Genomic DNA, 24214 nt, shown 5'->3' on the forward strand with positions numbered 1-24214 from the left:
CCTTCGCATCAGAAGGACGGTTCGCATCAGAAGGACAGCCGGGCGCGCGCGGCGGCGTAGTCGTGGCGAAGGTCGGCGATGAGGTCGGCCACGGAGGGCACGTCGGCGACGCTGCCGACGCCCTGCCCGGCGGACCAGATGGTCTTCCACACCTTCGCCTCCTCCGAGAGGTCCATCCGGCCGTGCTCGGGAAGGTTCTCGGGATCGAGCCCGGCCGCGACGATCGAGGGGCGCATGAAGTTGGCGTTCACGCCGCTGATCGCCGGCGTGTAGACGATGTCGGAGGCCTGCGCCCCGACGATCATCTCCTTGTAGGCGTCCGGCGCAAGGCTCTCGCGCGTCGCGATGAAGCGGGTGCCGAGATAGGCGAGGTCGGCGCCCAGCACGCGCGCGGCGGCGATGTGGTCGCCCGTCGAGATGGCGCCGGAGAGCACGATGGTGCCGGGGAAGAACCGCCGGATCTCGGGGACGAGCGCGAAGGGCGACAGCGTCCCCGCATGCCCTCCCGCCCCGGCGCAGACGGCGATGATCCCGTCCACGCCGGCCGCCGCCGCCTTCTCGGCGTGGCGGACGTTGATGACGTCGTGGAACACGAGCCCGCCATAGGAGTGCACCGCGTCGACCACGTCGCGCACCGCGCCGAGCGAGGTGATGACCAGAGGCACCTTGCGCGCCACCGTCACCTCCAGATCCTCCTTCAACCGCGGGTTGCTGCGATGGACGATCAGGTTGACGCCGAAGGGCGCCGGCAGGTGTCCGCCGCCGTCGGAGGGCAGCGCCAGCCGCTCCTCGATCTCGGTCAGCCAGTCGGCGTAACCCTCGCTCGTCCGCTGGTTGAGCGCCGGGAACGTCCCGATCACGCCCGCCCGGCACGTCTCGACGACGAGGTCGGGCCCGGAGACGAGGAACATCGGCGAGGCGATGGCCGGGACCGTCAGGCGGCCCTGGAAAATGGCGGGGATCGGCACGGAAGCCTCCGGAATCAGCCTGCGAGGACGCTAGACCATGCTTCGTCATGATGGAAACGAAGCATGCTCCGGTTTCGTGGGTGGTCGTTTGCTTTTCGCGAAGAACCGGTTTCCACCTTATCGCAGCATACTCCCCGGCGGCCCCGGGACCGAAGGAAGCACGAACCGTTCGCCGCCCGGTCCCCGGTGGACGCGGCGCCCGCCGCGGGCTAATCCCGGAGGCACAAACGACACGACGGACGAGGAGACCGCCATGGGCAAGCTGCCGTTCCAGCGCGATGCCAACCTGATCGGGGGCGAATGGGTGGGGGCCGACGACGGCGGCGCCATCGAGGTCACCAACCCCGCCACCGGCGAAATCCTCGGCCAGGTGCCCCGCTGCGGCGCCGCCGAGACGCGCCGGGCCATCGAGGCGGCGCAGAAGGCCTTCGTCGGCTGGAGCCGCACCACGGCGGCGGAGCGCGCCGAGAAGCTGCGCAAGCTCGCAGCCGCCATCGAGAAGAACAAGGAAGACCTCGCGGTGCTGCTCACCTCCGAGCAGGGCAAGCCGCTGGCCGAGGCGCGCGGCGAGATCGCGATCTCGGCCGCCTACGTTCTCTGGTTCGCGGAGGAGGCCCGCCGGATCTACGGCGACACGATCCCGTCCCCGTGGCCGAACCGCCGCATCATCGTGACGAAGGAGCCCGTGGGCGTCGTCGCCGCCATCACGCCGTGGAACTTCCCCTCGTCGATGCTGTCGCGCAAGCTCGGCGCCGCGCTCGCGGCGGGCTGCACGGTGGTGACGAAGCCGGCGACGCAGACGCCCTACTCCGCCATCGCCTGGGGCCTTCTCGCCGAGGAGGCGGGCATTCCGCCGGGCGTCATCAACATCCTCACCGGCTCCGCCTCGGCCATCGGCGGCGAGATCACACGCAACCCGATCGTGAAAAAGGTGACGTTCACCGGCTCGACCGAGGTGGGCAAGATGCTCATGGCCCAGGCCGCGGGCACCATGAAGCGTGTGTCGATGGAACTCGGCGGCAACGCGCCCTTCATCGTCTTCGACGACGCCGACCTCGACGCCGCGGTCGAGGGGGCGATGCAGTCCAAGTACCGCAATTCCGGCCAGACCTGCGTCTGCGCCAACCGCTTCATCGTCCAGGCCGGCATCTACGACGCCTTCGCAGCGAAGTTCGCCGCGGCGGTGAAGGGGCTCAAGGTCGGCAACGGCCTCGAGCCGGGCACCGTCCAGGGCCCGCTGATCGACGAGAACGCCGTGAAGAAGGTGGAGGAGCACATCGCCGACGCCGTCTCCAAGGGCGCGGCGGTGGCCGCCGGCGGCAAGCGGCACGCGCTGGGCCGCTCCTTCTTCGAGCCCACGATCCTGACCGGCGTCACCACGGCCATGGCCGTGGCGCGGGAGGAGACGTTCGGCCCGCTGGCGCCGCTGTTCCGCTTCGAGACGGAGGAGCAGGCCATCGCCATGGCCAACGACACGGAGTTCGGCCTCGCCGCCTACGCCTTCACGCGCGATCTCGGCCGCGCCTTCCGCGTCATGGAGGGGCTGCAGTACGGGCAGGTCGGCATCAATGCAGGCCTGATCACCACCGAGGTGGCGCCGTTCGGGGGCGTGAAGGAGTCCGGGATGGGCCGCGAGGGCTCGAAGTACGGCCTCGATGACTACCTGAACGTGAAGTACGGCTGCCTCGGCCTCTGAGGCGACGTTTTCTGCCGACGCCAGCCGTCAACGCTTTTTCGACGGCTGGCGTGCCATTTTGCCTTCCCGCTTGTTTCATCCCTTTCCGGGTGCGCCGTGTCCGATACCGAAACCGTTTCCAGCGTTGCATCCCTCGTGGCCGCCGCCACCGAAGCGCGGAAGGCCGGACGCGGCGCCGACGCCGCCCGCCTGCTGTCGCAGGCCGTCGCCCAGCACGAGCGGACCGGCGAGGCGATCTACCGGGGCGCGTGGTTCGACCTCGGCGCGCTTCTGTTCCAGTTCGGACGCCTGGCCGACGCCGAGCGCGTGACCCGATCGGGCCTCGCCCGTCGGCCGAAGGAGTTCGCGCTCGTCAACCTGCTCGGCGTGATCCAGAAGGCCCTCGGCCGCTACGCGGAGGCGCTCGCGACCTTCGACGCCGCCGCCGCGATCGAGCCCCAGAACCTTTCGCCGTCGATCAACAAGGGCAACATCCACATCACCCTGCGCCAGGGCGAGGAGGCCGTGGCGTGCTTCACGCGGGTGACGCGGCAAGAGCCGAAGAACGCGGAGTACCAGCGCCTGCTCGGCACGGCCCACCGGATGATCGGCGAGTTCGACAAGGCCATCGCCCGCTTCGAGGCCTCCCTCAAGCTCGATCCGCGCATGGCCTCGACCTACCGGGAGCTGGCGGCGACGCTCGACGAAGCGGGCCGCTCCGCAGAGGCCCTGGCGCTGCTGCAGAAGGCGGTGGGCGTCATCGGGCCGGTGCGCGAGCTCATGGAGACCCAGGTCATCCTGCTGCGGCGGATGAGCCGGCGCGACGACGCGGCCAAGCTGCTGGCCTCGCTCATCGCGATCTCGCCGCACGAGTCCTGGCAGCACCTGCAGATGGCGCGCACGATCGCGCCCGTGGATCGCGACAAGGCGAACGAAAGCTTCGCGCAGGCGCTGCGGCTGGAGCCGAACAACCCGAAGCTGGTGGCCGAGTTCGCCGAGAGTCTCGACCGCACGCGCGGATCGAAGGAGGCGGAGAACATCGCCGCCGCCTACGACCTCGCCGTGCGCCGCCTTGCCATGGGCGGCAACCTGAAGCCGGACGCCAAGACCCTGCGCGGCATCCTCATCCGCTCCGGCGACTATGATCGCGCCGCCGCCATAGGCGGGCTCGACGAGCTCGGCGCCTACTGGGCGTCCACCGGCGAGATCGCCGGGCTGCACCACCAGATGGGGCAGGTCCAGACGCGCGAGCAGCGCCGCACCCTCGTGGAGCATCACCGCCTGTGGGGCCGCCGCATCGAGGCCGTGGCGCGGCAGACGCCGCTGGCGCGGCCGGCCGTGCGGACGGAGCGGGCAAAGGTGCGCGTCGGCTTCATGTCGTCGGACCTGCGCGACCACCCGGTCGCCTATTTCGCCTTCGACCTGCTGACCCGCTACGACAAGTCGCGCTTCGAATTCTACGCCTACTCCTGGTCGACACGGCCGGCGGACGGCATCCAGAACGCCATCGCCTCGACCGTCGACGGGTGGCGGCTGAAGCCGCTCGTGTCCGACCGGACGGCGGCGCAGATCATCGCCGACGACGACCTCGACATCCTGTTCGAGCTCGGCGGCTCGACCGACATGAACAAGCTCGACGTGATGGCGTGGAAGCCGGCGCCGCGGCAGGCGAGCTGGCTCGGCTACCCGCACTCGGCGGGGCTGGAGACCATCGACCGCATCCTCGTCGACCCGTTCATCAAGCCGGACGACCCGGCGCTGCTCGTCGAGAAGCCGTTCCTGATGCCGCGCACCTGGGTGGCGCTGCGCCAGCCCACCTTCGGGCGCCTGCCGGACATCGACCCGCTGACGCCGCAGGAGCGCACGGGGCGCGTGACCTTCGGCACGATGAACAACCCCTACAAGTACAATGCCCGCGTCATCGAGACCTGGGCCGCCGTGCTCAACGCCGTCCCCGGCTCGCGCTTCCTGTTCGTGCGGCCCGAGGGCGGTGTCGCCTCCTTCCGCGCCAACATCGAGGCGCGGTTCGAGGCGCACGGCGTGTCGCGCGACCGCATCGGCTACGTGCCGGTGCGCGGCGTGCACCTCCCGCACTACAACGAGATCGACGTGGCGCTGGACACCTTCCCGCAGACGGGCGGCACCACCACCTGCGAGACGCTGTGGATGGGCGTGCCGACGGTGACGCTCGTCGGCGAGGCGTTCTACGAGCGCCTCTCCTACTCGAACCTCAACAATGCCGGCCTCGGTGAGCTCTGTGCCTTCGACCGCAACGCCTTCGTCGCCACGGCTGTCGAGACGGCACGGCGCACCGAATGGCGGACCGAGCTGCGCCGGACGATGCGCGAGCGGCTGCGCCAGCACCCGCTCGGCAACCCCGACCTCTTCGTCGCCGATTTCCAGGACACGCTGCTGGCGTGGATGGACGAGCCGGCATGAGCCGCGCCCCCGACCCGCAGGCGTGGCGCGGCCGCAGCGTCCTCGTCACCGGGCACACCGGCTTCAAGGGGTCGTGGCTGGCGCTGCTGCTCGCCCGGCTCGGGGCGCAGGTGCACGGGGTGGCGCTGGAGCCGCCGCCGGGGCCGTCGCTCTTCGCGCTTGCCGGCGTGCGGGACAGGCTCGCCTCCCATCGCATCCTCGACATCCGGGACGGCGCGGCGTTGTCGGCCGCCGTGACCGAGGCCGACCCCGAGGTGGTGTTCCACCTCGCCGCGCAGGCCCTCGTCGGCGTGTCGTACCGCGATCCCGCCGGCACCTTCGCCACCAATGTCGATGGCACCATCCACCTCATGCAGGCGCTGCGCGGGCGGGCCGGCTGCGCCGCCGCGCTGGTGGTGACCAGCGACAAGGTCTACCGCAATGACGGCAGCGGCCGGCCCTTCCGCGAGGACGACCCGCTCGGGGGGCACGACCCCTATTCGGCCTCCAAGGCGGCCTGCGAGATCGCCGTCGCGTCGTGGGCCTCGTCCTTCGGCGGCGAGCTGCCGCGCATCGCGACAGCCCGCGCCGGCAACGTCATCGGCGGCGGCGACTTCGCCGAGGACAGGCTGATCCCCGACCTCGTGCGCGCCGACCGGGCCGGCCGGCCGCTGCTGATCCGCCGCCCCGACGCGACCAGGCCATTCCAGCACGTGCTCGACGTGCTCCTCGGCTACGTCCTCTTCGCCGAGGACCTGATGGACCGCCCGGACGCGCCGACGGCCCTGAACTTCGGCCCCTCCGAGCCCGAGACCAGCGTGCGGGACCTGCTCCGGCGCTACGGCGCGGCGCGGGGCCGGCCCGTGGCATGGGAGCCGGTGCCGGGGCCGGTCTACGGCGAGGCGCCGCGCCTCGCCCTCGACGCGACCCTCGCGCGCCAGCGCCTGCGGTGGCAGCCGCGTCTCGCGGGTGACGGCGCCGTCGGTGCCACCGCCGCGTGGTACGAGGCGTGGGCCGGCGGCGCCGATGTCGCCCGCTTGACGCACGATCAGATCGCGGCGGTGCTGTCGTGATCTTGGAGCCCACGCCCCTCCCCGGCCTCGTGCTGGTGCGGCAGGAGCGCAGGGAGGATGCGCGCGGCTTCTTCGCCCGCACGTGGTGCGCCGACGATTTCGCCGCAGCCGGTCATCCTTTCCAGCCCCGGCAGATGAGCGCCTCCTTCAGCGAGCGCGCCTTCACGCTGCGGGGCCTTCACTGGCAGGACGCGCCACACGCGGAGACGAAGCTGGTGCGCGTGACGCGCGGCGCGGCGTTCGACGTGGCGGTCGACCTGCGGCCGGGTTCGCCGACGCGGGGCCGCTGGCATGGCGTGACGCTCGATGCGGAGACAGGAGACGCGTTCCTCATCCCGCCCGGGTTCGCGCACGGGCTCCTGACCCTCGCGGACCGCACAGAGGTGCTCTACGCCATGGACGTGCCCTACGAGGCCGCGGCCGCGCGCGGGGCGCGGTGGGACGATCCCGCGTTTGGCATCGCATGGCCCGCGGCACCGCGCGTGATCGCACCCAAGGACGAGACTTGGCCGGCGTGGACGGCGGGCCAGTGACGGAGGCCACCCGGTGAGCGAGCGGATCCTCGTGACCGGTGCCAGCGGATTCATCGGCCGGCATGCGCTCGGCCCGCTCGTCGCGGCCGGCGCCGCGGTGCACGCCGTCGGGCGGCACGACCCGGGTGTCGCCGGCGTCACCTTCCACCCCGCAGACCTCCTCGATCCCGCCGCATTACGCGCGGCCGTCGCAGGGGTGCGGCCGACGCACGTACTGCACTGCGCATGGGTCGTCGAGCACGGCGTCTTCTGGACGTCGCCGCTCAACCTCGACTGGACGGCGGCGACGCTCCACCTCGCCCGCGCGGCGGCGGAGGCTGGGGCCCGCCGCTTCGTCGGCGTCGGAACCTGCGTCGAGTACGACTGGAGCGACGGCGGCGGACGCGACCGCGCCGAGGCGGATGCGCTGCGCCCGGCGACGCTCTACGGCACCGCCAAGGCGTCGACCGCCGGCACTCTGGAAGCGTTCGCCAGGGTCGCCGGCCTCGGCTTCGGCTGGGCACGCCCGTTCCACCTCTTCGGCCCCGGCGAGGACGAGCGCCGGCTCGTCGGGTCCATCGTGCGAGCGATGCGCGCGGGCACGCCGGCTGAGCTCGGCTCCGGCCGACCCGTCAGGGACTTCCTGTGCAGCGTCGACGCCGGCGCGGCGCTGGCGGCGCTGGTGCTGGCCGGCCACGTTGAGGGCCCCGTGAACGTGGCCAGTGGCGAGGGCATCGCCATTGCCGACCTCGCCCGGGAGATCGCGGGCCTCGCGGGCAGGTTGGACCTGCTGCGGCTCGGCGCCCGGCCGGATCCGGCCGGCGAGATCCCGCGCATGGTGGCGGCGGTCGGCCGGCTGCGCGACGAGGTCGGCTTCCGGCCGGCGCGGAGCCGGCAGGATCGGCTGGCGGAACTGGTCGCCGGCAGCGGCTAGGGCCTCCCCCGGAACGCCCGGCTTGCATCCCGGCGCCTGAATTTGCGACAAGCGCTCGCGCCTGCCGGAGCCCGAGCCATGACCGCCGCCGAACGCATCCTCACCATCGTCCCGCCCGGGCGGCCGCTCGCGGGGCGGGTCCGCCCGCCGGGCTCCAAGTCGATCACCAACCGCGCGCTGCTGCTGGCGGCGCTGGCGCGGGGCACGAGCCGGCTCACCGGCGCGCTGAAGAGCGATGACACGCGCTACATGGCGCAGGCCCTGCGCGAGATGGGCGTCGCCATCGACGAACCGGACGCGACCACCTTCGTGGTGACGGCGGAGGGGCGGCTGAAGGCGCCCGCCGGCCCGCTCTTCCTCGGCAACGCCGGCACGGCGACGCGCTTCCTCACGGCGGCGGCCTGCCTCGTCGACGGCGACGTGGTGGTCGACGGCGACGCGCACATGCGCAAGCGTCCCATCGCGCCGCTGGTCGAGGCGCTGCGCGGGCTCGGCATCGGCATCGAGGCGCCGACCGGCTGCCCGCCGGTGACCGTGCACGGGCGGGGAGCCTTTCCCGGCGGGGCCGTGGCGATCGACGCGGGGCTCTCCAGCCAGTACGTGTCCGCGCTGCTGATGGCCGCCGGGTGCGGCGCGGCGGCAACCGACATCCGCCTCGTCGGGCCGGAGGGCGACGAGATCGGTGCGCGCGGCTACATCGACCTCACCGTCGCCGCCATGGCCGCTTTCGGCGGGCGCGCCGACGTGCGCGAGGCCGGCGCCTGGCGCGTGCAGCCGACGGGCTACCGGGCGACGGACTTCCTCGTCGAGCCGGACGCGTCGGCGGCGACTTATCTCTGGGCTGCGGAGGTGCTGACGGGCGGGGCCATCGACCTCGGCGTGCCGGCCTCGGCCTTCACCCAGCCCGACGCCAAGGCGCACGACGTCATCGCGGCCTTCCCCCGCTTGCCCGCCGTGATCGACGGCTCGCAGATGCAGGACGCGATCCCGACGATTGCGGTGCTCGCCGCCTTCAACGAGACGCCGGTGCGCTTCACCGGCATCGCCAACCTGCGCGTCAAGGAATGCGACCGCATCCACGCGCTGTCGTCGAACCTCGTGCGCATCCGGCCGGGGCTCGCCCGCGAGGAGGGCGACGACCTGGTCGTGGCCGGCGACCCGGCATTGGCCGGGCAGACGCTGCCGGCGGAGATCGACACCTTCGCCGACCACCGCATCGCGATGTCATTCGCGCTGGCCGGGCTGATGATCGGCGGCATCACCATCCGCGACGCCAACTGCGTGGCCAAGACCTTCCCCGGGTACTGGGACGCCCTGGCGTCGCTCGGCGTGCAACTCGTCGAGCGCTAACGCGCACGGCCTAAACGCGCTCCAGCGGGCGGTGCGGCGGCGGCGGGAGCGTCACCTCGATCCCGTCGCCGGGGCGCACCACCCCACCGGCGCGCACGATGCCCATGATCCCGGCCTTGCGGATGAGCGACCCGTCGGGCGCTCGCCCGAGGACGGCGGCGAGCAAGCCGGGTCGGAAGTCCTCGATCTGCTGGCAGGGGTTGCGCAGCCCCGTGACCTCCACGACCGCGTCCCCGCCGAGCCTCAGCAGCGCGCCGGTCGGCAGCCCGAGCAGGTCGATGCCGCGCGTCGTCACGTTCTCGCCGAGGTCGCCGGGTCCGAGCGCGAAGCCGCGCGGCGCGAGTTCGTCGAACAGCTCGGCGTGGATGAGATGCACCTGCCGCAGGTTGGGCTGCGTCGGGTCCACCCTCACCCGCGAGCGGTGTCGCACGGTGGCGCCGGCGTGGGCGTCGCCCTCCACGCCGAGGCCCTCGCGCAGGATGACCTCCCCGGCCGTGGCCTTGCTGAAGGCGTGGACGCCATGCCGGCAGACGGCGAGGACGCGGGCGGTCTCGTGGCTCATGCGGTCCCCTCGGCGCGCGGGCTTGCCCGCCCGGCCCGTCCATAGCACGGTGTCGGCCGCCCGCAACGACCCGACGGAGGACCCGTGGCGACCGGACTGTTCGCGCTGCTCGACGACGTCGCCGCCATCGCCAAGGTGGCGGCCGCATCCATCGACGACATCGGCGCCCAGGCGACGAAGGCGGGCGCCAAGGCCGCCGGCATCGTCATCGACGATGCCGCCGTCACGCCCCGCTACGTGGTGGGCTTCGCCGCGAGCCGCGAATTGCCGATCATCGGCAAGATCGCGGTGGGGTCACTGCGCAACAAGCTCATCTACCTCACCCCGGCCGCGCTGGCGCTGTCCGCCTTCGCGCCATGGGCGATCACGCCCCTGCTCATGGCCGGCGGCGCCTATCTCTGCTTCGAGGGCTTCGAGAAGCTGTGGGAATCGATCCGCCCCCACGCGGAGGACGCTCCCGAGGCCGATGCGGCGCCGGCTGCCGATCCCGTCGCCCACGAGACGTCGATGGTGTCCGGCGCCATCCGCACGGACTTCATCCTCTCCGCCGAGATCATGGCGATCACGCTGTCCACCGTCCCGGAGGCAACGTTCTGGACGCAGCTCGCCGTGCTGGTGGGCGTCGGCGTCGGCATCACCGTGCTCGTCTACGGCGCCGTCGGCCTTCTGGTGAAGATGGACGATGCTGGCGTGAAGCTGGCCCGCAGCGAGAACGGCCTCGTGCGCGCGCTCGGACTGCGGCACGTCGGGCGCGGGCTCGTCAAGGCCATGCCGCTGATCCTGTCGCTGCTCGGCGTCGTCGGCACCGCCGCGATGCTATGGGTCGGCGGCGGCATCGTCGTGCATGGGCTCGAGGAGTTCGGCTTCGCCACGCTCGGCCACTGGATCCACGACGCCGGCGCGTGGGCGGCGGCCCGAGCCGGCGAGACCTTCGCCGGCTTCGCCAGCTGGTTCGTGTCGGCGACCGGTTCCGCCGTCGTCGGCATCGCGCTCGGCGGCGTCATCGCGCCGGTCGTTCACGTGGCGGGGTCGCTCAGGGGCGGGCACTGAGCCCGGCGGCCGCCGTGCCGGCGGCACGGCCGAGCACGGTCGCCGTGAGGAGGCCGTTACCCGAGAGGTAACCGGCGGCGGTCGAGCCCGACACGCCCGCCGCCGCGCCGCCCACCGCGAAGAGGTTCGGCAAGGGACTGCGGTCGGACCGGAGCACCCGGCCCTCCGTGTCCACCAGCAGCCCGCCCTGCGTGTGGAACAGCGCGCCCGTGACCTTCACCGCGTGCAGCGGCGCCTCGAGCGGCGTCACGCCGTTCCAGTCGCGCCCGAACCGGTCCTTCGCGCCCGCCGCGCGGGCCGCCGCGACCTCGGCGAAGGTCTCCTCCAGCGCCGCGCGGGGCACGTGGACGAGATCAGCGAGCGAGGCGGCGTCGGGGGCCGTGAGCACCGCGCCCATGGCCTCGGCGTTGCGGAAGTCCTCGAACTGCCGGGCGATGCCGGCGATGCGGGCGTCGAAGATGTCGAAGGCGACGGCGTCGGGCTGGCGGATCACCACCGCCGCCTGCTCCGAGTAGCCGTGCGTCTCGTCGTTGAACCTGCGGCCGTCGCGGTTCACCTGGAAGCCGCCCTCCATGACCACGGCCCAGCTCACCAGCACGCCGTGCGGGTGGGCGACGGAGCCGTGCCCCTGGTAGCCGGACATGGCGTCGAGGCCGGCGCCGAGCGCCTCGCCCCACAGCACGGCATCGCCGCGGTTGCCCGGATGGCCGAAGTAGAGCGCGTCCGCCATCTCGGGAATGTGGCGGCGCACGAGGTCCGGGTTTCCGCCGTAGCCGTTGCAGGCGAGCACGAGCGCCCGGCAGCCGATGTCCTCGGCCGCCCCGCCCGGCCGCTCCACGCGCACGCCGGCGATCGTCCCGTCCGGGGTCCGATAAAGCGTGGTCACCGTGGCTTCGGTGAGGATGGGGATGTCCTGCGCCTCCACGGCCTGGCGCAGCCTGTCGACGAGTTCGGCGCCCGAGCGCGACGGCAGCCCGTGCATCCGGCGGGCCGAATGGCCAGGATAGCTGAAGTCGTGCACCACCGAGAACGGCAGGCCGTGCGCGTCGGCGAGCCACTCGATGACAGGGCCGGAGCGGGCGGCGATGGCCGCGACCTGCGCCGCGTCGGGCTCGCCCTTCGCCTTGCGCAGGATGTCGGAGGCGAACAGCACGGCGCTGTCGTCGATGCCGCGCTCGGCCTGGAAGCGGGTCGGCGCGGCCGGGATCAGGCCGGCGGAGAGCGCCGTCGAGCCGCGCGGCACGGGGTCGCGCTCCAGCACCACGACATCGGCGCCCGCCTCGCGCGCGGCCAGCGCCGCGGTGAGGCCGCCGGCGCCGGCGCCGACGACGAGCACCTCGGCCTCCGCGCCGAAGGTCGCCTCGACGGCCGGGCGGACGAGCGCGCTCATGCGGCCTCCACCTCGGCGAGCGCCTCGGCGACCGTCATGACGCGCGCGACGGGCTTCAGGGCGGCGACGGACACGGCATGCACCTCCTCGCTGAAGGCGGCGCATCCGTCTGACAGCAGCGTCACGTCGATGTCGCGGACATGGGCGTCGCGGACGGTCGAGGCCACGCCGCCGTTGGTGACGATGCCGCAGACGTAGAGCTTGTCGATTCCGGCCTTGCGGAGCACCCACTCCATGCGGGTCATGTAGAAGGCCGAGTAGGCGACCTTCTCGACGACGAGGTCGGCCGGCTGGAGTTCGTCGACGAGCGTGTGGCCCCAGCTTCCCGGCGCGAAGTCGCCCTTGCTGAGGAACGGCCGCATCGCCCTGAGGTGCGGAGAGATCAGCGGCTCGCCGCCCTTTCCGGGCACCAGCGTGAACTGTGTGGAGACGACCCAGCCGCCCTTCTCGCGCAGGCGGCGGGCGAGCGGCGCGACGCGGGCCGGCAGCGCGGCGATGGCCGCCGACGCCTGACCGCCGCGGGCGTAGGCGCCCTTCGGATGGATGAAGTCGTTCTGCAGGTCGACGATCAGCAGCGCGGTCCGCTGGAGGGGGACGACGGTCTGGCTCATGTCGGGCGCCTCACGGAAGTCTCTCGATGACGACGTTGCCGAGCCGGTCGACGCGCGCGACGAGCCCCGGGTCGACGATGGTGGTGGCGTCCGGCTGCTCGAGGATGGCCGGCCCCTCGATCCGCGCGTCGACCGGCAGGTCGAGTCGCGACCAGACCGCCGCGTCGTGCCACGCGCCGGCGAACCACACGCGGCGGCTGCCGCGGCGCGCTCCTTCCAGCGTCGCACCCTCGGCAGGGGCGAGCGCGGAGAGGTCGAAGGGCGGGCGCCGCCCGATCGCGGCCGTGCGCAGCGTCACGATGCGCACCGGGATGCCCGGCAGCAGGCGGCTGAAGGAGGACTGGTAGGCCGCCTCGAAGGCGGCGCGGACGATGGCGGCGGTCACGCCGGTCGTCCCCTCGCGCAGCGACACCGGCAGCGGCACGGAGATGGTGTGCGTCTGGCCGAGGTAGTGCATGTCGAGCTCGTAGAGCACGTCGATGCGCTCCACCGCGACGCCGGCCCCGGCGACGACCGTCTCCGCCTGCCGGCCCTGCGCCGCCATCAGCGCGTCAAGCGCGGCGACGTCGAGGCCGTCGAGCATCCAGTTGACCGTGCGCACCTGGTCGTGCCGCAGGTCGGCGATGACGCAGCCCAGCGCCGAGGTGATGCCGGGGAAGCGAGGCACCAGCGCGCAGGAGAGGCCCACGTCCGTGATCAGCGCGCCGGCATGCAGCGCGCCACCGCCGCCGAAGGGCATCACGGCGAAGCTCTTCGGGTCGTGCCCACGCTCGATGGAGACGAGGCGGATGGCGCCGGCCATGCGCCCGTTGGCCACGCGCACGATGGCCTCCGCCGCCGCCATCGGATCGATGCCGAGCGGCTCGGCCACATGCCGCGCGATGGCGGCCTTAGCCGCCTCGACGTCGAGGCGCGCCAGCTTGCCGCCGATGGGCCGGTCGGCGTTGATGCGGCCGAGCACGACGTTGGCGTCGGTCAGCGTCGGCCGGTCGTTGCCCTGCCCGTAGCAGACGGGACCCGGCACCGAGCCGGCGCTCTCCGGCCCCACCTGCAGCAGCCCTCCCTTGTCGACGTGGGCAATGGACCCGCCGCCGGCGCCGATGGTGGAGATCTCGATCATCGGCGTGCGGATGACGAGGCCGAAGTCGATGGTGGTCTGCGCCGCCAGCACGGAGCGGCCGCCGGCGATCAGAGAAACGTCGAAGGAGGTGCCGCCGAGGTCGCCGGTGATGACATTGTCGTAGCCCGCCGCCTTCGCGATGGCCGCGGCGGCGATGACGCCGGCGGCGGGGCCGGACAGCGCCGTGCGCACCGGCAGGCGCCGCGCCGTCGCCGTCGACATGACGCCGCCGTTCGACTGCACGATGTGGAACTGCCCGCGGAACGCCGCGCCCTCCAGCGCCTCCTCCAGCCGCGCGAGGTAGGAGCCCACCACCGGCTGGAGATAAGCGTTGACGGCGGTCGTCGAGGCGCGCTCGAACTCGCGGATCTCCGGCAGGATCTCCGACGAGGCGACGACATGGTCGTTGGGCCACACGGAGCGGACCGCCTCGACGGCGGCGCGCTCGTTGGCGTCGTTGGCGTAGGCGTTGATGAACACCACGGCCACCGCCTGTGCGCCCTTCTCCAGCAGGACACGGGCGGCCGAGGCCACCTCGGTCGCGTCAACGGGCACGCGGACGGTTCCGTCGGCGAGGACGCGCTCGTCGACCTCGAGCCGCAGGTCGCGGTCGGCGATGGGGGTGAAGTCGCCCCACAGCCCCCAGGTGCGCGGCCGGTCGCGGCGGCGCATCTCCAGCACGTCGCGGAAGCCGCGCGTGGTGATGACGCCGATGCGGGCGCCCTTGCGCTCCAGCAGGGCGTTGGTGCCCACCGTCGTGCCGTGGACGATGGAGGAGAAGGTCTTCAGGTCGCCCAGCGCGCCGAGGCCGTCGAGAAAGCCCGCCGCCTCGTTGCCGCGGTTCGACGGCACCTTGGCCGTGCGGAACCGGCGCTCCTGCTCGTCGAACAGGAAGAGGTCGGTGAAGGTGCCGCCGACGTCGACGCCGACGATGGGGCCGCGCTTGCTCATGCGCCCCTCCCCGCCCGCAGCGCCGCGGTGGCCGCGGCATCGACGCCGCCGGCGGCGTCGAGCACGACGCCGTAGCGCTCCCGCGCAGCAGCGGGGCTGACGTAGCCGAGCCGGACGTCGCGAGCCACCTGCACAGGGTCGCGCTCGAAGGCCGATCCCCAGCCGCCGCCGCCGGGCGACTCCAGGCGCACACGCCGTCCCTTGCGGATTTTCACGTCGGCGACCTTGGAGGCGAGCGGCGGCGAGGCTTCGCCGTCGTCCGTCTGCCAGAAGAAGCGGTTGAGCGCGGCGGGCTCCCCGCCGTTGACGCCGAACGGCGCGAACTTGCCGCGCTCGCCGAGCAGGAACACGTCGGCGCCAGCGTCCGCCAGCGCCTCGACCTCGTAGACGGCGCCGAGGCCGCCGCGGTGCAGGCCGGGACCGGCGCTGTCGGGGCGCAAGGCCCACTGCGTGAACATGACGGGATAGGACGCCTCGAGGATCTCCGCCGGCGGGATGGTCGCCATGGAGATCGGGTTGTTGCCGTGGTTGAGCCCGTCGGTCTCGGGATTGCCGCCGAGCCCGCCGCCGAAGAAGGAGAACATGACGAAGCGCTGGCCGTTGTCGCGGTGGCCGGCGATGGAGAGCGCGTTGATGGTGCCGAAGGGCGCCGCCGTGGCGCGGTCCGGCATGGCCTTGGCGAGCGCGCCGAAGACGACGCCGATGACGCGCAGGATCGTCTCGGTGTAGCCGCCGACCGGACGCGGCGCCGACACGCCGAGCAGCGTCGTCTCGGGAATGACGAAGTCGATCGGCGCGAGGCAGCCGGCGTTGGCCGGCACGTCGGTGAAGACGTGCTTCAGCGCCACGTAGCAGCACGCGACGGCAGTCGAGCGGGCGATGTTGAGCGGGCCCGCGCAGGGCGCCGAGGAGTGCGAGAAGTCGAGCCGCATGCGGTCGCCCGCGATCGTCAGGTCGAGCGCAATCGTCAGCGGCGCGTCGGTGACGCCGTCGTTGTCGAGGAAGTCCTCGAAGGAGTAGGTGCCATCCGGCAGGGCCGCGACCGTCTGGCGCATCAGCGCCTCGGCGCGGGCGGTGAAGGCGTCGAGCGCGGCGGAGACGACGGTGTCGCCATACTCGTCGAGAACATCACGGAGGCGCCTCTCGCCGAGGTCGAGGGCGTTCAGCTGGCCGTTGAGGTCGCCGTAGTTGGACTGCGGCACGCGGCTGTTGGCGGCGAGGATGGCGACGATGTCGTCGTTCATCCGGCCCCGCGCGATCAGTTTCACCGGCGGGATGCGCACGCCCTCCTGGAAGCTCTCGGTGGCCCGCGCGTTGAAGCCGCCGGGCACGTTGCCGCCGATGTCGAGCCAGTGGCCGACCGAGGCGAGCCAGCAGAACAGCCGGCCGTCGCGGAAGATCGGGCGCACGAGCCGGAAGTCGTTGAGGTGCGTGCCGCCGTCGTAGGGATCGTTGAAGAGGAAGGTGTCGCCCTCCTCCAGCCCGCCCTCGCGCGCCACCTTGTCGATGACGGCCTTCACCGCGAAGGCCATGGCGCCGACGAAGATCGGCAGGCCCGTCGTGCCCTGCACGAGCGTGGCGCCCGTCTGCGCATGATAGAGCCCGTGGCAGGCGTCGCGCGCCTCCGCGATGATGGGGTTGAACGCCGAGCGGTAGAGCGTCGCGTCCATCTCGTCGGCGATCTGCTCCAGACGGCCCTTGAGGACAGCGAGCGTGACGGGGTCGATCGCGGGCGTGCTCATGCCCCGCCCTCCTCGTAGCGGCGGCCGGCCTGCAGCAGCGCCTCGGTGCCGACGACGCCGTTGATGCCGGCGAAGTCGAACATGCGGTCGCGGAAGGCGTCCGACGTGCCATCGCGCAGCAGCGTCGCGTAGAAGTCCTGCGCGGCGCGGGCGATGGCGCGCACGATGCCGCCGGGGAAGATCACGAGCGCATAGCCCATGGCCTCGAGGTCCGCAGCGGGAACCACCGGCGTCTGCCCGCCCTCCACCATGTTGGCCATGAGCGGCAGGCCGCCGCCGAGCGCGGCCGCGACCTTCGCCAGTTGGTCGCGCGTGCGGGGCGCCTCGACGAAGAGCACGTCGGCGCCGGCCTCGGCGTAGCGCGCGGCGCGCTCCAGGGCGGCGTCGAAGCCCTCGACGGCCACCGCATCGGTGCGGGCGACGATGAGCGTCGACGCGTCGTGGCGCGCATCGACTGCGGCGCGGATCTTGCCGGCCATCTCGGCTGCCGGGACGAGGCTCTTGTCGGCGAGGTGGCCGCAGCGCTTGGGGAAGGTCTGGTCCTCGAGCTGCAGCGCCGTCGCGCCGGCGCGCTCGAAGACGCGCACGGTGCGCTGCACGTTGAGCGCGTTGCCGTAGCCGGTGTCGGCATCGACGATGACGGGCAGGTCGACACGGTCGCGCACGGCGGCGATTACGTCCGCCACCTCGCTCATGGCGACGAGGCCGATGTCGGGGCGCCCGAGCCGCGTATAGGCGATGGCCGCGCCGGAGAGGTAGAGCGCCTCCGCGCCGGCCGCCTGCGCCAGAGACGCGGAGAGCGCGTCGTAGATGCCGGGAGCCAGAACGATGGGTTTCTTGGCGAGCCGCTCCCGCAGGGGCGCGGCGGAGGGGGAGGCCTGTGTCATCATGGGTCCTCAGGCCGCGAGCAGGGCCGCGAAGTCGCGGACCTGCGGCGCGGCGTCGAGCGCGAGGGTGGCGTCGAGGATGGCGCGGGTGCGGGCCTCGCCGTAGACGGGCGTCGCCACCTCGAGGAACTTCTCGACGATCTCCTCGGGCGCGTACGGGTTCTCCGTGTCGCCCTTGTTGACCATCGATTCGCCGGTGAGCGTGCGCCCGCCGGTGAGCGTCACCGTCACCCGCGCGGGCCGCAGGCCCGGCAGGAGCGCGGTGAGCGCCTTGTCCTCGGTGACGAAGACCCGCCGTGCGAGGTCGCGGATGGCCGCGTCCGTACGGGCCCTGTCGCGGAAGGCCTCCAGCGTCGCCGCTCCGTTGACGATGGTCGTCGCCAGCGAGAACGGCAGCGAGAACTTCGCCGCCAGCATGTTGCGCGGCTCCTGCCCGGAGAGCTCGGCCGCCCAGACGTAGGTGGCGATGTCGATGCGCTCGATGGCGGCGGGATCGAGCCTCCCGCCCTCCCCGCGCACGATGTCGAGCAGCGCGTCGATGGCGCCATGGTTGTAGCGGCACGCGGCGTGGCGCTTGAAGTAGTTCCGGGCGATCTCCCAGCGCACGCCGAGGTCCTCGACCATCGCGGCCGGGGAGAACTGGTCGGCGATGACCTTGCCGTAGACGGTGGCCACGCCGTCGGCCTCGCCGACGAAGCCCGCCTCCACCATCTCCCAGGCGCGCAGGCCGATCTCGTTGGAGAAGCCGGCGTAGCTGTTGCGCACCGTGCCGCCCTGCAGCATCGTCTGGCGGCTCGTGGAAAGGCCAAGACACGAGGAGACGTTGATCACCTCGCGCATGCGCCGCTCGTCGGCGCGGGCGAGCCACGCCACCGCAACGGCAGCGCCCACCGTGCCCCACGTGCCGTGCGGATGCATCGTGACGCGCAGCTTCGAGGCGATCCCGACGCGCGCGCCGACCTCGTAGCCGAGCGCGACCGCCGTGATGAGGTCGGCGCCGCTGCGGCCCCAGCGCTCGGCGGCGACGAGCGCCGCGGGCACGACGTGGATGCCGGGGTGGCCGCGGGCGAACTGGTTGCCCTCGTCGATCTCCAGCATCGTCCCGGCGGTGCCGTTGAGGAAGGCGGCCGTGCCCGCCGGCAGGCGGCAGCCGCCGCCGATGACCGGCGCCGCGAATCCGCCGGTGCCGCCCAGTTCGGCGAGCCGTCGCGTGAGCGAAATCATCTCCGGCTCGCGCGCGCCGGCCGCGATGGCGCCGATGCTGTCGAAGAGCACCTGCTTGGTGCGCTCGACCACGGAGGCCGGCAGGTCGGCGAAGCGCAAGCCTGCGGCGAAGGACGACCAGCGGTCGAGCCAGGTCGTCTCCAGGGTCGCGGTGGTGGCGTTGGCGGTGGGTGCGGTGTCCATGGCGGTCACATCCCCAGGTAGGCTTTCTCGAGGTCCGGATTGCGGGCGAGCTCTTCGCCCGTCCCGCTCAGCACGAAGCGCCCCGTCTCCAGCACGTAGGCGCGGTGGGCGAGGCCGAGCGACTGCATCACGTTCTGCTCGACGAGCAGGATCGTCAGGCCGTCGCGGTTCAACGCCTGGACGAGCCCGAACATCTCCTCCACGAGCAGCGGGGAGAGGCCGAGCGACGGCTCGTCGAGGATCAGCAGGCGCGGCTCGGCCATCAGCCCGCGGCCGATGGCCAGCATCTGCTGCTCGCCGCCGGACAGGGTGCCGGCGCGCTGGCGCACGCGCTCGCGCAGCCGCGGGAAGGTGGCGAAGACCTTCTCGATGTTGGCGGCGCGGTTCTTCGTCGCCCGGCGGTAGGAGCCGAGCTCCAGATTCTCGCGCACGCTCATGTCCGGGAAGATCTTGCGGCCTTCCGGCACGTGGATCAGCCCGGCCTCGACGATGGCGGAGGGCGCGGCGCCCGTGACGTCGGCTCCGTCGAAGCGGACCCGCCCGGCCCGCGCGCGCAGGACGCCGGACAGCACCTTGTTGAGCGTCGTTTTGCCGACGCCGTTGGAGCCGAGCACGGCGACGATTTCGCCCTGCGCGACCTGCATGTCGAGCCCGCGCAGCACGTCGACGCCGCCGTAGCCGGCGACGAGCCCGTCGATGGCGAGGATGGGCTCACCCATGGCCGGCCTCCGACCGCTCCGCGATGCGCTGCGCCGCGCCGTGGCCGAGATAGGCCTCGACGACCTTGGGGTCGCGCGTCACCTCGCGCGGGCTGCCGCTGGCGATGATGCGCCCCTGCGCCAGCACGTAGATGTCCTCGCACAGGCTCATCACCGCCTGCATGACGTGCTCCACCATGACGATGGTGACGCCTGCGTCCCGGATGGAGCGCACCACCGGCACCATGTCGCGCACCTCGGAAGGGTTGAGGCCGGCGAGCACCTCGTCGAGAAGGAGGAGCTTCGGCTCCGTGGCGAGCGCGCGGGCGAGTTCCAGCCGCTTGCGCCCCGCCACCGTGAGCCCGGCCGCCGGCGCGTCGAGCCGGTCGGCGAGGCCGACGAGGCGGGCGACGTCCTCGGCGCGCGCCAGCGCCTCGGCCCGGCCGGGGTGGCGCAGGTGGGCGCCGACCGCGATGTTCTCGCGCACGCTGAGCCCGGCGAAGGGCTGCACGATCTGGAAGGTGCGGGCGATGCCGGCGACGGCGCGCCGGTGCGGCGGCAGGCCCGCGATGTCGGCCCCCTCGAACACGATGCGCCCGGAGGTCGGCGTCTCGAAGCCGGAGATCATGGCGAAGAGCGTGGTCTTGCCGGCGCCGTTGGGGCCGATGAGCCCTGTGATGCGGCCCTTCTGCGCGACGAGGCTCGCGCCGTCGACGGCCAGCAGGCCGCCGAAGCGCTTCGACGCCTGCTCGACGGAGAGCAGCGGTGCGGCACTCATGCGGGCCTCCCCGCAACGCGCTTCCACACGCCGGAGACGATGCCGAGGATCCCGTCGCGCGCGAAGGCCACCATGATGACGAGCAGGATGCCGTAGAGCGCGAGGTCGATGCCCGGGATGCGACCGGCGGCCAGCTTGGTGAGCTCGGAGAGGGCATGCAGGCCCAGCGCGCCGATGACCGGGCCGAACACCGTGCCGAGCCCGCCGATGATCGGCGCCAGCAGCGCCTCCACCGAGATCCACGGCCCGAAGGCGATGCCGGCGTCGACGAAGAGGAAGTACTGGGCGTAGAAGGCGCCCGCGAGCGCGGTGATCGCGGCCGAGAGCGTGATCGCCTTCAGCTTCACGGCGAGCGTGTCGACGCCGAGCGCCTTTGCCGCGTCCTCGTTCTCGCGCACCGCGACGAGCCATGCGCCGAAGCGGGAGCGTTCGATGGCCCGGTTGAGCAGCATCACCGCGACGACGACCCCGAGCGCGATCCAGAAGTAGACCGCGCGGCTCGCGAACTGGAAGTTGTCCGGCCGCACGTCGAGCTTCACCAGCACGCCCGCGGCGCCGCCGGTGAAGGCTGCGGCGTTGGCAAGGATGCGCAGCACCTCCGCGAAGGCGAGCGTGACGAGCGCGAAGTAGGACCCCCGCAGCCCGGAGCGAAAGCTCAGCGTGCCGATGACGAGGCCGGCCACGGCGCCCATCGCGGCGGCCGCGGCGAAGGCGGCGTAGGCGTTGACGCCGAGGCGGGCCTGCAGCAGCGCGGTGCCGTAGGCGCCGACGCCGAAGAAGGCGGCGTGGCCGAAGGAGAACTGCCCGCCATAGCCGCCAAGCAGGTTCCAGCCCTGCCCCGCGAGCGCGATGATGAGCGCCGTCACCATGGCGTTGATCAGCGTGTTCGACGTCGCGAACAGCGGCAGCGCGGCGAGCAGGACGCCGAAGGCGAGGATGGGCCCGTAGGCGCGCAGGGCACTCATGCGCGGGCTCCGAACAGGCCCGTCGGCCGCACCAGCAGCACGAGGATGAAGATGAGGAAGATGCCGATCTGGCCGAGGCTCTCGCCGAGCCACAGGCCGGACAGGCTCTCGACGACGCCGATGAAGAGCCCGCCGATGAGGGCGCCGGGCACCGAGCCCATGCCGCCCAGCACGACGATGGTGAAGGCCACGAGCACGTAGGCGTTGCCGACGCGCGGGTGCACGTAGAACGTCGGCAGCAGCAGGCAGGCCGCCACCGCGAGGCAGGCCGCGCCGAGGCCGAAGGTCACGGCGTAGATGTGGGCGACGTCGATGCCCACCAGCGAGGCGCCGAGCTTCTCCTTGGCGACGGCGCGGATGGCCTTGCCGGTGTCGGTGCGCGTCAGGATCGCCCACAGCACCACCGCGGCGACGCAGGAGGCGCCGGCCGCCACCACCTTGGGCAGCGACAGGAAGGTGAAGCCGAGGTCGACCACCGAGAAGCCGTAGGGCACGTCGATCGAGCGCGTGTCCGAGCGGAAGGCGGCCAGCAGCAGGTTCTCGATGACGATCGAGAGGCCGAGCGTCACGAGCAGGATGTTGCGGTCCTCGCCGTGGCTCGACGGCCCGATGACGAGGCGCTGCACGCCGTAGCCCAGCCCGAAGAACAGCGGCGCCAGGAAGAACACGGCGATGTAGGGGTCGATCCCCGCCTTCCATGCGAAGAAAGCGGCGAACATCGCTGCCGTCAGGATCGCGCCGTGGGCGAAGTTGATGATGTGCAGCACGCCGTAGACGAGCGTCAGCCCGACGGCGATCAGCGCGTAGACGGCGCCCGTCAGGAGGCCGTTGAGCACGGCGGCGAGGATGATGTCGGGCGCGAGCATGGTCCGTCCAGGAAGGGCAGGATCCGCCGGGAGGCGACGGCGCTCCGGTTCGCCGTCGCGCTCCCGGCGGGTGCCGGGCCGGCTTACGCCGGGACCGGGAAGACCGGCTTGGCGTCGGCGAAGGCCTCCGGGAAGATCACCTTGATGTCGCCCTTCTGCACCTGGGTGTTCACCGGCGCGGCGCCGGTGTTCTGGCCGTTGACGAACTTCGTCGGGCCGTAGGGCATGATGTGCTTGGAGAAGGTCGAACTCTCCAGCGCCGCGATGATCTTGCCGCGGTCGGCGGCGGCGGCGCGCTCGATGGCATCGGCGAGCAGCATCACGCAGGAGTAGTTCAGCGCCACGTTGTAGGTGAAGAACTTGCCCTGCGCCTCGACCTCCTTCTTGAGCGCCTGCGCGGTCGCGTTGCGGGGGTCGTACCAGTGGTTGCAGTCCATCACGTTCTCGGCCGCCTCGGGGAATTCCTTGACGAAGCGGTAGTTGGACGCGGCGCCGTTGAGCACGGCGTAGATGCCCTTCGGCCGGATGCGCTGCTGCTGCATGGTGCGGGCGAGCAGCACGAACTCGCCGTAGTAGCTCGAGGGGATCAGCAGGTCCGGGTTCTTGGCGCGGATCTGCAGGGCGATGTTGGTCATGTCGCGTGCCGGGGTCGGGTGCGACAGCGTGTCGATGATCTCGAAGCCGCGCTTGGGCAGCTCGGCCTGCATCAGCTTGGCGAGGCCGGAGCCGAAGAGGCCGTCCTCGTGCACCAGCATCACGGTCTTGGCCGGCTTGCCCGCCGCCTCGTTCAGCTTGGCGAGGTTGTCCAGCGCCAGCCCGCTGACGATCGAGGAGCCGGGGGCGAAGCGGAAGGTGTTCTTCAGGCCGCGCGAGACGATCTGGTCGTTGACGCCGACGTCGACGATGTAGGGCAGGTCGTAGCGCGAGGCTGCCTGGGTGGCGGCAAGGCAGATCGGGCTGGCGAAGCCGCCGACGATGGCGACGACGCCCTCGCCGTTCATGCGCTCCACCTCGGCCGTGCCGCCCTCGGGCGTCGAGCGGGCGTCGCCGAACACCATGTCGATCTTCGCGCCGCCGAGCGACTTGATGCCGCCGGCCGCGTTGATGGCCTTGATCGCCATCTCGGCGCCCATCTGGCCGGCCTGGCCGTCGAAGGCGAGCGCGCCGGTGACCGGCTGCAGGATGCCGACCTTGATGGCGGGGGCCTGGGCGCGCAGGTAGCCCGGCAGGGCGACGGCGCCGGCGGCGGCCACGCCCGTCCGCAGGACGGTGCGGCGTGAAACGCGGGTCTCGTTGATCATGATCCTCTCCCTTGTCGTGCGGCCCGTGTCCCGCGGGCGTCGGTCTCGATGGTTCGGCGCGTCCCGGCGCTCTTCGGCGTGGCGACGGCCCCCGCAGCGGGCGACCAGCGCCGCCCGTTGCGGTCCTGCGTCCGCACGAGGTCCATGCGGAACACGTAGCGGTCCGGCCTGTAGAGGGCCGAGAGGTACTCGACGCCGTGGCCGCGCCCGTCGTGGACGACGCGGGTCAGGGCGGTCAGCGCGGAGCCGACCTCGACGCCCAGCGCCTCCGCCACCTCCGGCGAGGCGAGCTGGGCGCCGATTTCCTGCGTGGCGCGCTGCACGACGATGCCGGAACGCTCCAGCAGCGAGAGCAGCGGCCGCGAGGCGAGGTCGGCCTCGGAATAGGTGCGCCCGATGCGCTCGGGCACGAAGGTCGTGAGGAAGGAGAACGGCGCCTCGTCGATGAAGCGCACGCGCACCGAGCGCTGCACCCGCTCGCCGGGCTCCAGTCCCAGCCCCTCGGCGACGGCGGGCGTCGGCTCCTCGTAGCCGAAGGAGAGCAGCCGAACCGTCGTGGTGCGCCCCATGGCGACGAGGTTGGCCAGCGCGTCCGACAGGTCGGCGACGATGGGGCGGGGCCGGGCGTCGGCGAGGAACGTGCCTGAGCCCTGCCGGCGGCTGATGAGGCCCTCGTCCTCCAGCGCCGCGAGGGCGCGGCGGACGGTCATGCGGGAGACGGCGTGCTCGGCGGCCAGCGCCTGTTCCGTCGGCAGCGCGGCGGTTCCCGCATAGGCGCCACTGGCGATGCGGTCGCGCAGCACCAGATACACCTGCCGGGACTTGCTGCTCTCCGCGACGGACACCGCGACCGCTCTCCTCCACCCTCGTCGACACGGACACCTGTTGACTGATGCCGTGTACATTGAGTTGTCTATGCTAGGATACAAATTGCGCCGGTCAAGGGAGTGGCGCGA

21 protein-coding genes are annotated in these 24214 nt (G+C 72.2%); 7 read left to right on the forward strand and 14 right to left on the reverse strand.

The annotated features are described in order from the left end of the window. Nucleotides 1–26: 26 nt before the first annotated feature. Complete coding sequence (locus ACX9GQ_RS22620) at nucleotides 27–968, reverse strand: NAD(P)H-dependent flavin oxidoreductase (RefSeq protein ID WP_459631871.1); 942 nt, start codon at nucleotides 966–968, stop codon at nucleotides 27–29. Between the two features lie 253 nt (nucleotides 969–1221). On the opposite strand from ACX9GQ_RS22620, the gene ACX9GQ_RS22625 reads away from it, so the two are divergent. The 6 genes from ACX9GQ_RS22625 (at nucleotide 1222) to ACX9GQ_RS22650 (ending at nucleotide 8930) form a co-directional block, all read left to right on the forward strand. Beyond that, nucleotides 1222–2664, forward strand: coding sequence for an NAD-dependent succinate-semialdehyde dehydrogenase (locus tag ACX9GQ_RS22625; protein ID WP_459631872.1), 1443 nt, complete (start codon nucleotides 1222–1224; stop codon nucleotides 2662–2664). Nucleotides 2665–2760: 96 nt separating this feature from the next. After that, nucleotides 2761–5082, forward strand: a complete 2322-nt coding sequence (locus tag ACX9GQ_RS22630; RefSeq protein WP_459631873.1) for an O-linked N-acetylglucosamine transferase, SPINDLY family protein — start codon at nucleotides 2761–2763, stop codon at nucleotides 5080–5082. After that, nucleotides 5079–6134, forward strand: coding sequence for a CDP-glucose 4,6-dehydratase (gene rfbG, locus ACX9GQ_RS22635; RefSeq protein ID WP_459631874.1), 1056 nt, complete (start codon nucleotides 5079–5081; stop codon nucleotides 6132–6134). The genes ACX9GQ_RS22630 and rfbG overlap by 4 nt, the downstream gene beginning before the upstream one ends. Next, on the forward strand, nucleotides 6131–6667 hold the full coding sequence (locus ACX9GQ_RS22640; RefSeq protein WP_459631875.1) for a dTDP-4-dehydrorhamnose 3,5-epimerase family protein: 537 nt from the start codon (nucleotides 6131–6133) through the stop codon (nucleotides 6665–6667). The genes rfbG and ACX9GQ_RS22640 overlap by 4 nt, the downstream gene beginning before the upstream one ends. A 13-nt stretch (nucleotides 6668–6680) precedes the next feature. Next, nucleotides 6681–7580, forward strand: a complete 900-nt coding sequence (locus ACX9GQ_RS22645) for an NAD-dependent epimerase/dehydratase family protein (protein WP_459631876.1) — start codon at nucleotides 6681–6683, stop codon at nucleotides 7578–7580. A 78-nt stretch (nucleotides 7581–7658) separates the two neighbouring features. Beyond that, nucleotides 7659–8930, forward strand: coding sequence for a 3-phosphoshikimate 1-carboxyvinyltransferase (locus tag ACX9GQ_RS22650; protein WP_459631877.1), 1272 nt, complete (start codon nucleotides 7659–7661; stop codon nucleotides 8928–8930). A gap of 10 nt (nucleotides 8931–8940) precedes the next feature. On the opposite strand, the gene ACX9GQ_RS22655 is transcribed toward ACX9GQ_RS22650, so the two are convergent. Then, entirely contained in the window at nucleotides 8941–9492 is a 552-nt protein-coding gene (locus tag ACX9GQ_RS22655; RefSeq protein ID WP_459631878.1) for an MOSC domain-containing protein, read from the reverse strand. Nucleotides 9493–9576: 84 nt separating this feature from the next. Here ACX9GQ_RS22655 and ACX9GQ_RS22660 point away from each other — a divergent pair, with 84 nt between their 5' ends. After that, complete coding sequence (locus ACX9GQ_RS22660; RefSeq protein WP_459631879.1) at nucleotides 9577–10542, forward strand: DUF808 domain-containing protein; 966 nt, start codon at nucleotides 9577–9579, stop codon at nucleotides 10540–10542. Here ACX9GQ_RS22660 and ACX9GQ_RS22665 read toward each other — a convergent pair. The 12 genes from ACX9GQ_RS22665 to ACX9GQ_RS22720 form a co-directional block, all read right to left on the reverse strand. Beyond that, complete coding sequence (locus ACX9GQ_RS22665) at nucleotides 10526–11932, reverse strand: FAD-dependent oxidoreductase (protein WP_459631880.1); 1407 nt, start codon at nucleotides 11930–11932, stop codon at nucleotides 10526–10528. The genes ACX9GQ_RS22660 and ACX9GQ_RS22665 overlap by 17 nt on opposite strands. Next, nucleotides 11929–12543, reverse strand: coding sequence for a cysteine hydrolase family protein (locus ACX9GQ_RS22670; protein ID WP_459631881.1), 615 nt, complete (start codon nucleotides 12541–12543; stop codon nucleotides 11929–11931). The genes ACX9GQ_RS22665 and ACX9GQ_RS22670 overlap by 4 nt, the downstream gene beginning before the upstream one ends. Nucleotides 12544–12553: 10 nt before the next feature. Next, a complete protein-coding gene (locus tag ACX9GQ_RS22675) occupies nucleotides 12554–14614 on the reverse strand; it encodes a hydantoinase/oxoprolinase family protein (protein WP_459631882.1) in 2061 nt (686 codons plus the stop codon). Further along, a complete protein-coding gene (locus tag ACX9GQ_RS22680; RefSeq protein WP_459631883.1) occupies nucleotides 14611–16356 on the reverse strand; it encodes a hydantoinase B/oxoprolinase family protein in 1746 nt (581 codons plus the stop codon). Before ACX9GQ_RS22680 ends, ACX9GQ_RS22675 begins: the two co-directional genes overlap by 4 nt. Next, nucleotides 16353–17243 (reverse strand): isocitrate lyase/PEP mutase family protein, encoded by an 891-nt coding sequence (locus ACX9GQ_RS22685; protein ID WP_459631884.1) that lies wholly within the window; start codon nucleotides 17241–17243, stop codon nucleotides 16353–16355. The genes ACX9GQ_RS22680 and ACX9GQ_RS22685 overlap by 4 nt, the downstream gene beginning before the upstream one ends. Before the next feature lie 9 nt (nucleotides 17244–17252). Continuing rightward, on the reverse strand, nucleotides 17253–18650 hold the full coding sequence (locus tag ACX9GQ_RS22690) for an MmgE/PrpD family protein (RefSeq protein ID WP_459631885.1): 1398 nt from the start codon (nucleotides 18648–18650) through the stop codon (nucleotides 17253–17255). Between the two features lie 5 nt (nucleotides 18651–18655). Next, entirely contained in the window at nucleotides 18656–19357 is a 702-nt protein-coding gene (locus ACX9GQ_RS22695; RefSeq protein WP_459631896.1) for an ABC transporter ATP-binding protein, read from the reverse strand. Nucleotides 19358–19361: 4 nt separating this feature from the next. Continuing rightward, nucleotides 19362–20111, reverse strand: coding sequence for an ABC transporter ATP-binding protein (locus tag ACX9GQ_RS22700; protein WP_459631897.1), 750 nt, complete (start codon nucleotides 20109–20111; stop codon nucleotides 19362–19364). 11 nt (nucleotides 20112–20122) lie between these two features. Continuing rightward, entirely contained in the window at nucleotides 20123–21091 is a 969-nt protein-coding gene (locus ACX9GQ_RS22705) for a branched-chain amino acid ABC transporter permease (protein ID WP_459631886.1), read from the reverse strand. Beyond that, nucleotides 21088–21957: a branched-chain amino acid ABC transporter permease gene (locus ACX9GQ_RS22710; protein WP_459631887.1), complete on the reverse strand. Its 870-nt coding sequence runs from the start codon at nucleotides 21955–21957 to the stop codon at nucleotides 21088–21090. Before ACX9GQ_RS22710 ends, ACX9GQ_RS22705 begins: the two co-directional genes overlap by 4 nt. Before the next feature lie 83 nt (nucleotides 21958–22040). After that, a complete protein-coding gene (locus ACX9GQ_RS22715; protein ID WP_459631888.1) occupies nucleotides 22041–23258 on the reverse strand; it encodes an ABC transporter substrate-binding protein in 1218 nt (405 codons plus the stop codon). Further along, nucleotides 23255–24103 carry a GntR family transcriptional regulator gene (locus tag ACX9GQ_RS22720; RefSeq protein WP_459631889.1) on the reverse strand — a complete coding sequence of 283 codons (849 nt, stop codon included), beginning with the start codon at nucleotides 24101–24103 and terminating at the stop codon, nucleotides 23255–23257. Before ACX9GQ_RS22720 ends, ACX9GQ_RS22715 begins: the two co-directional genes overlap by 4 nt. Nucleotides 24104–24214: the final 111 nt, after the last annotated feature.

The sequence above is a fragment of the Alsobacter sp. R-9 genome (assembly GCF_054612375.1).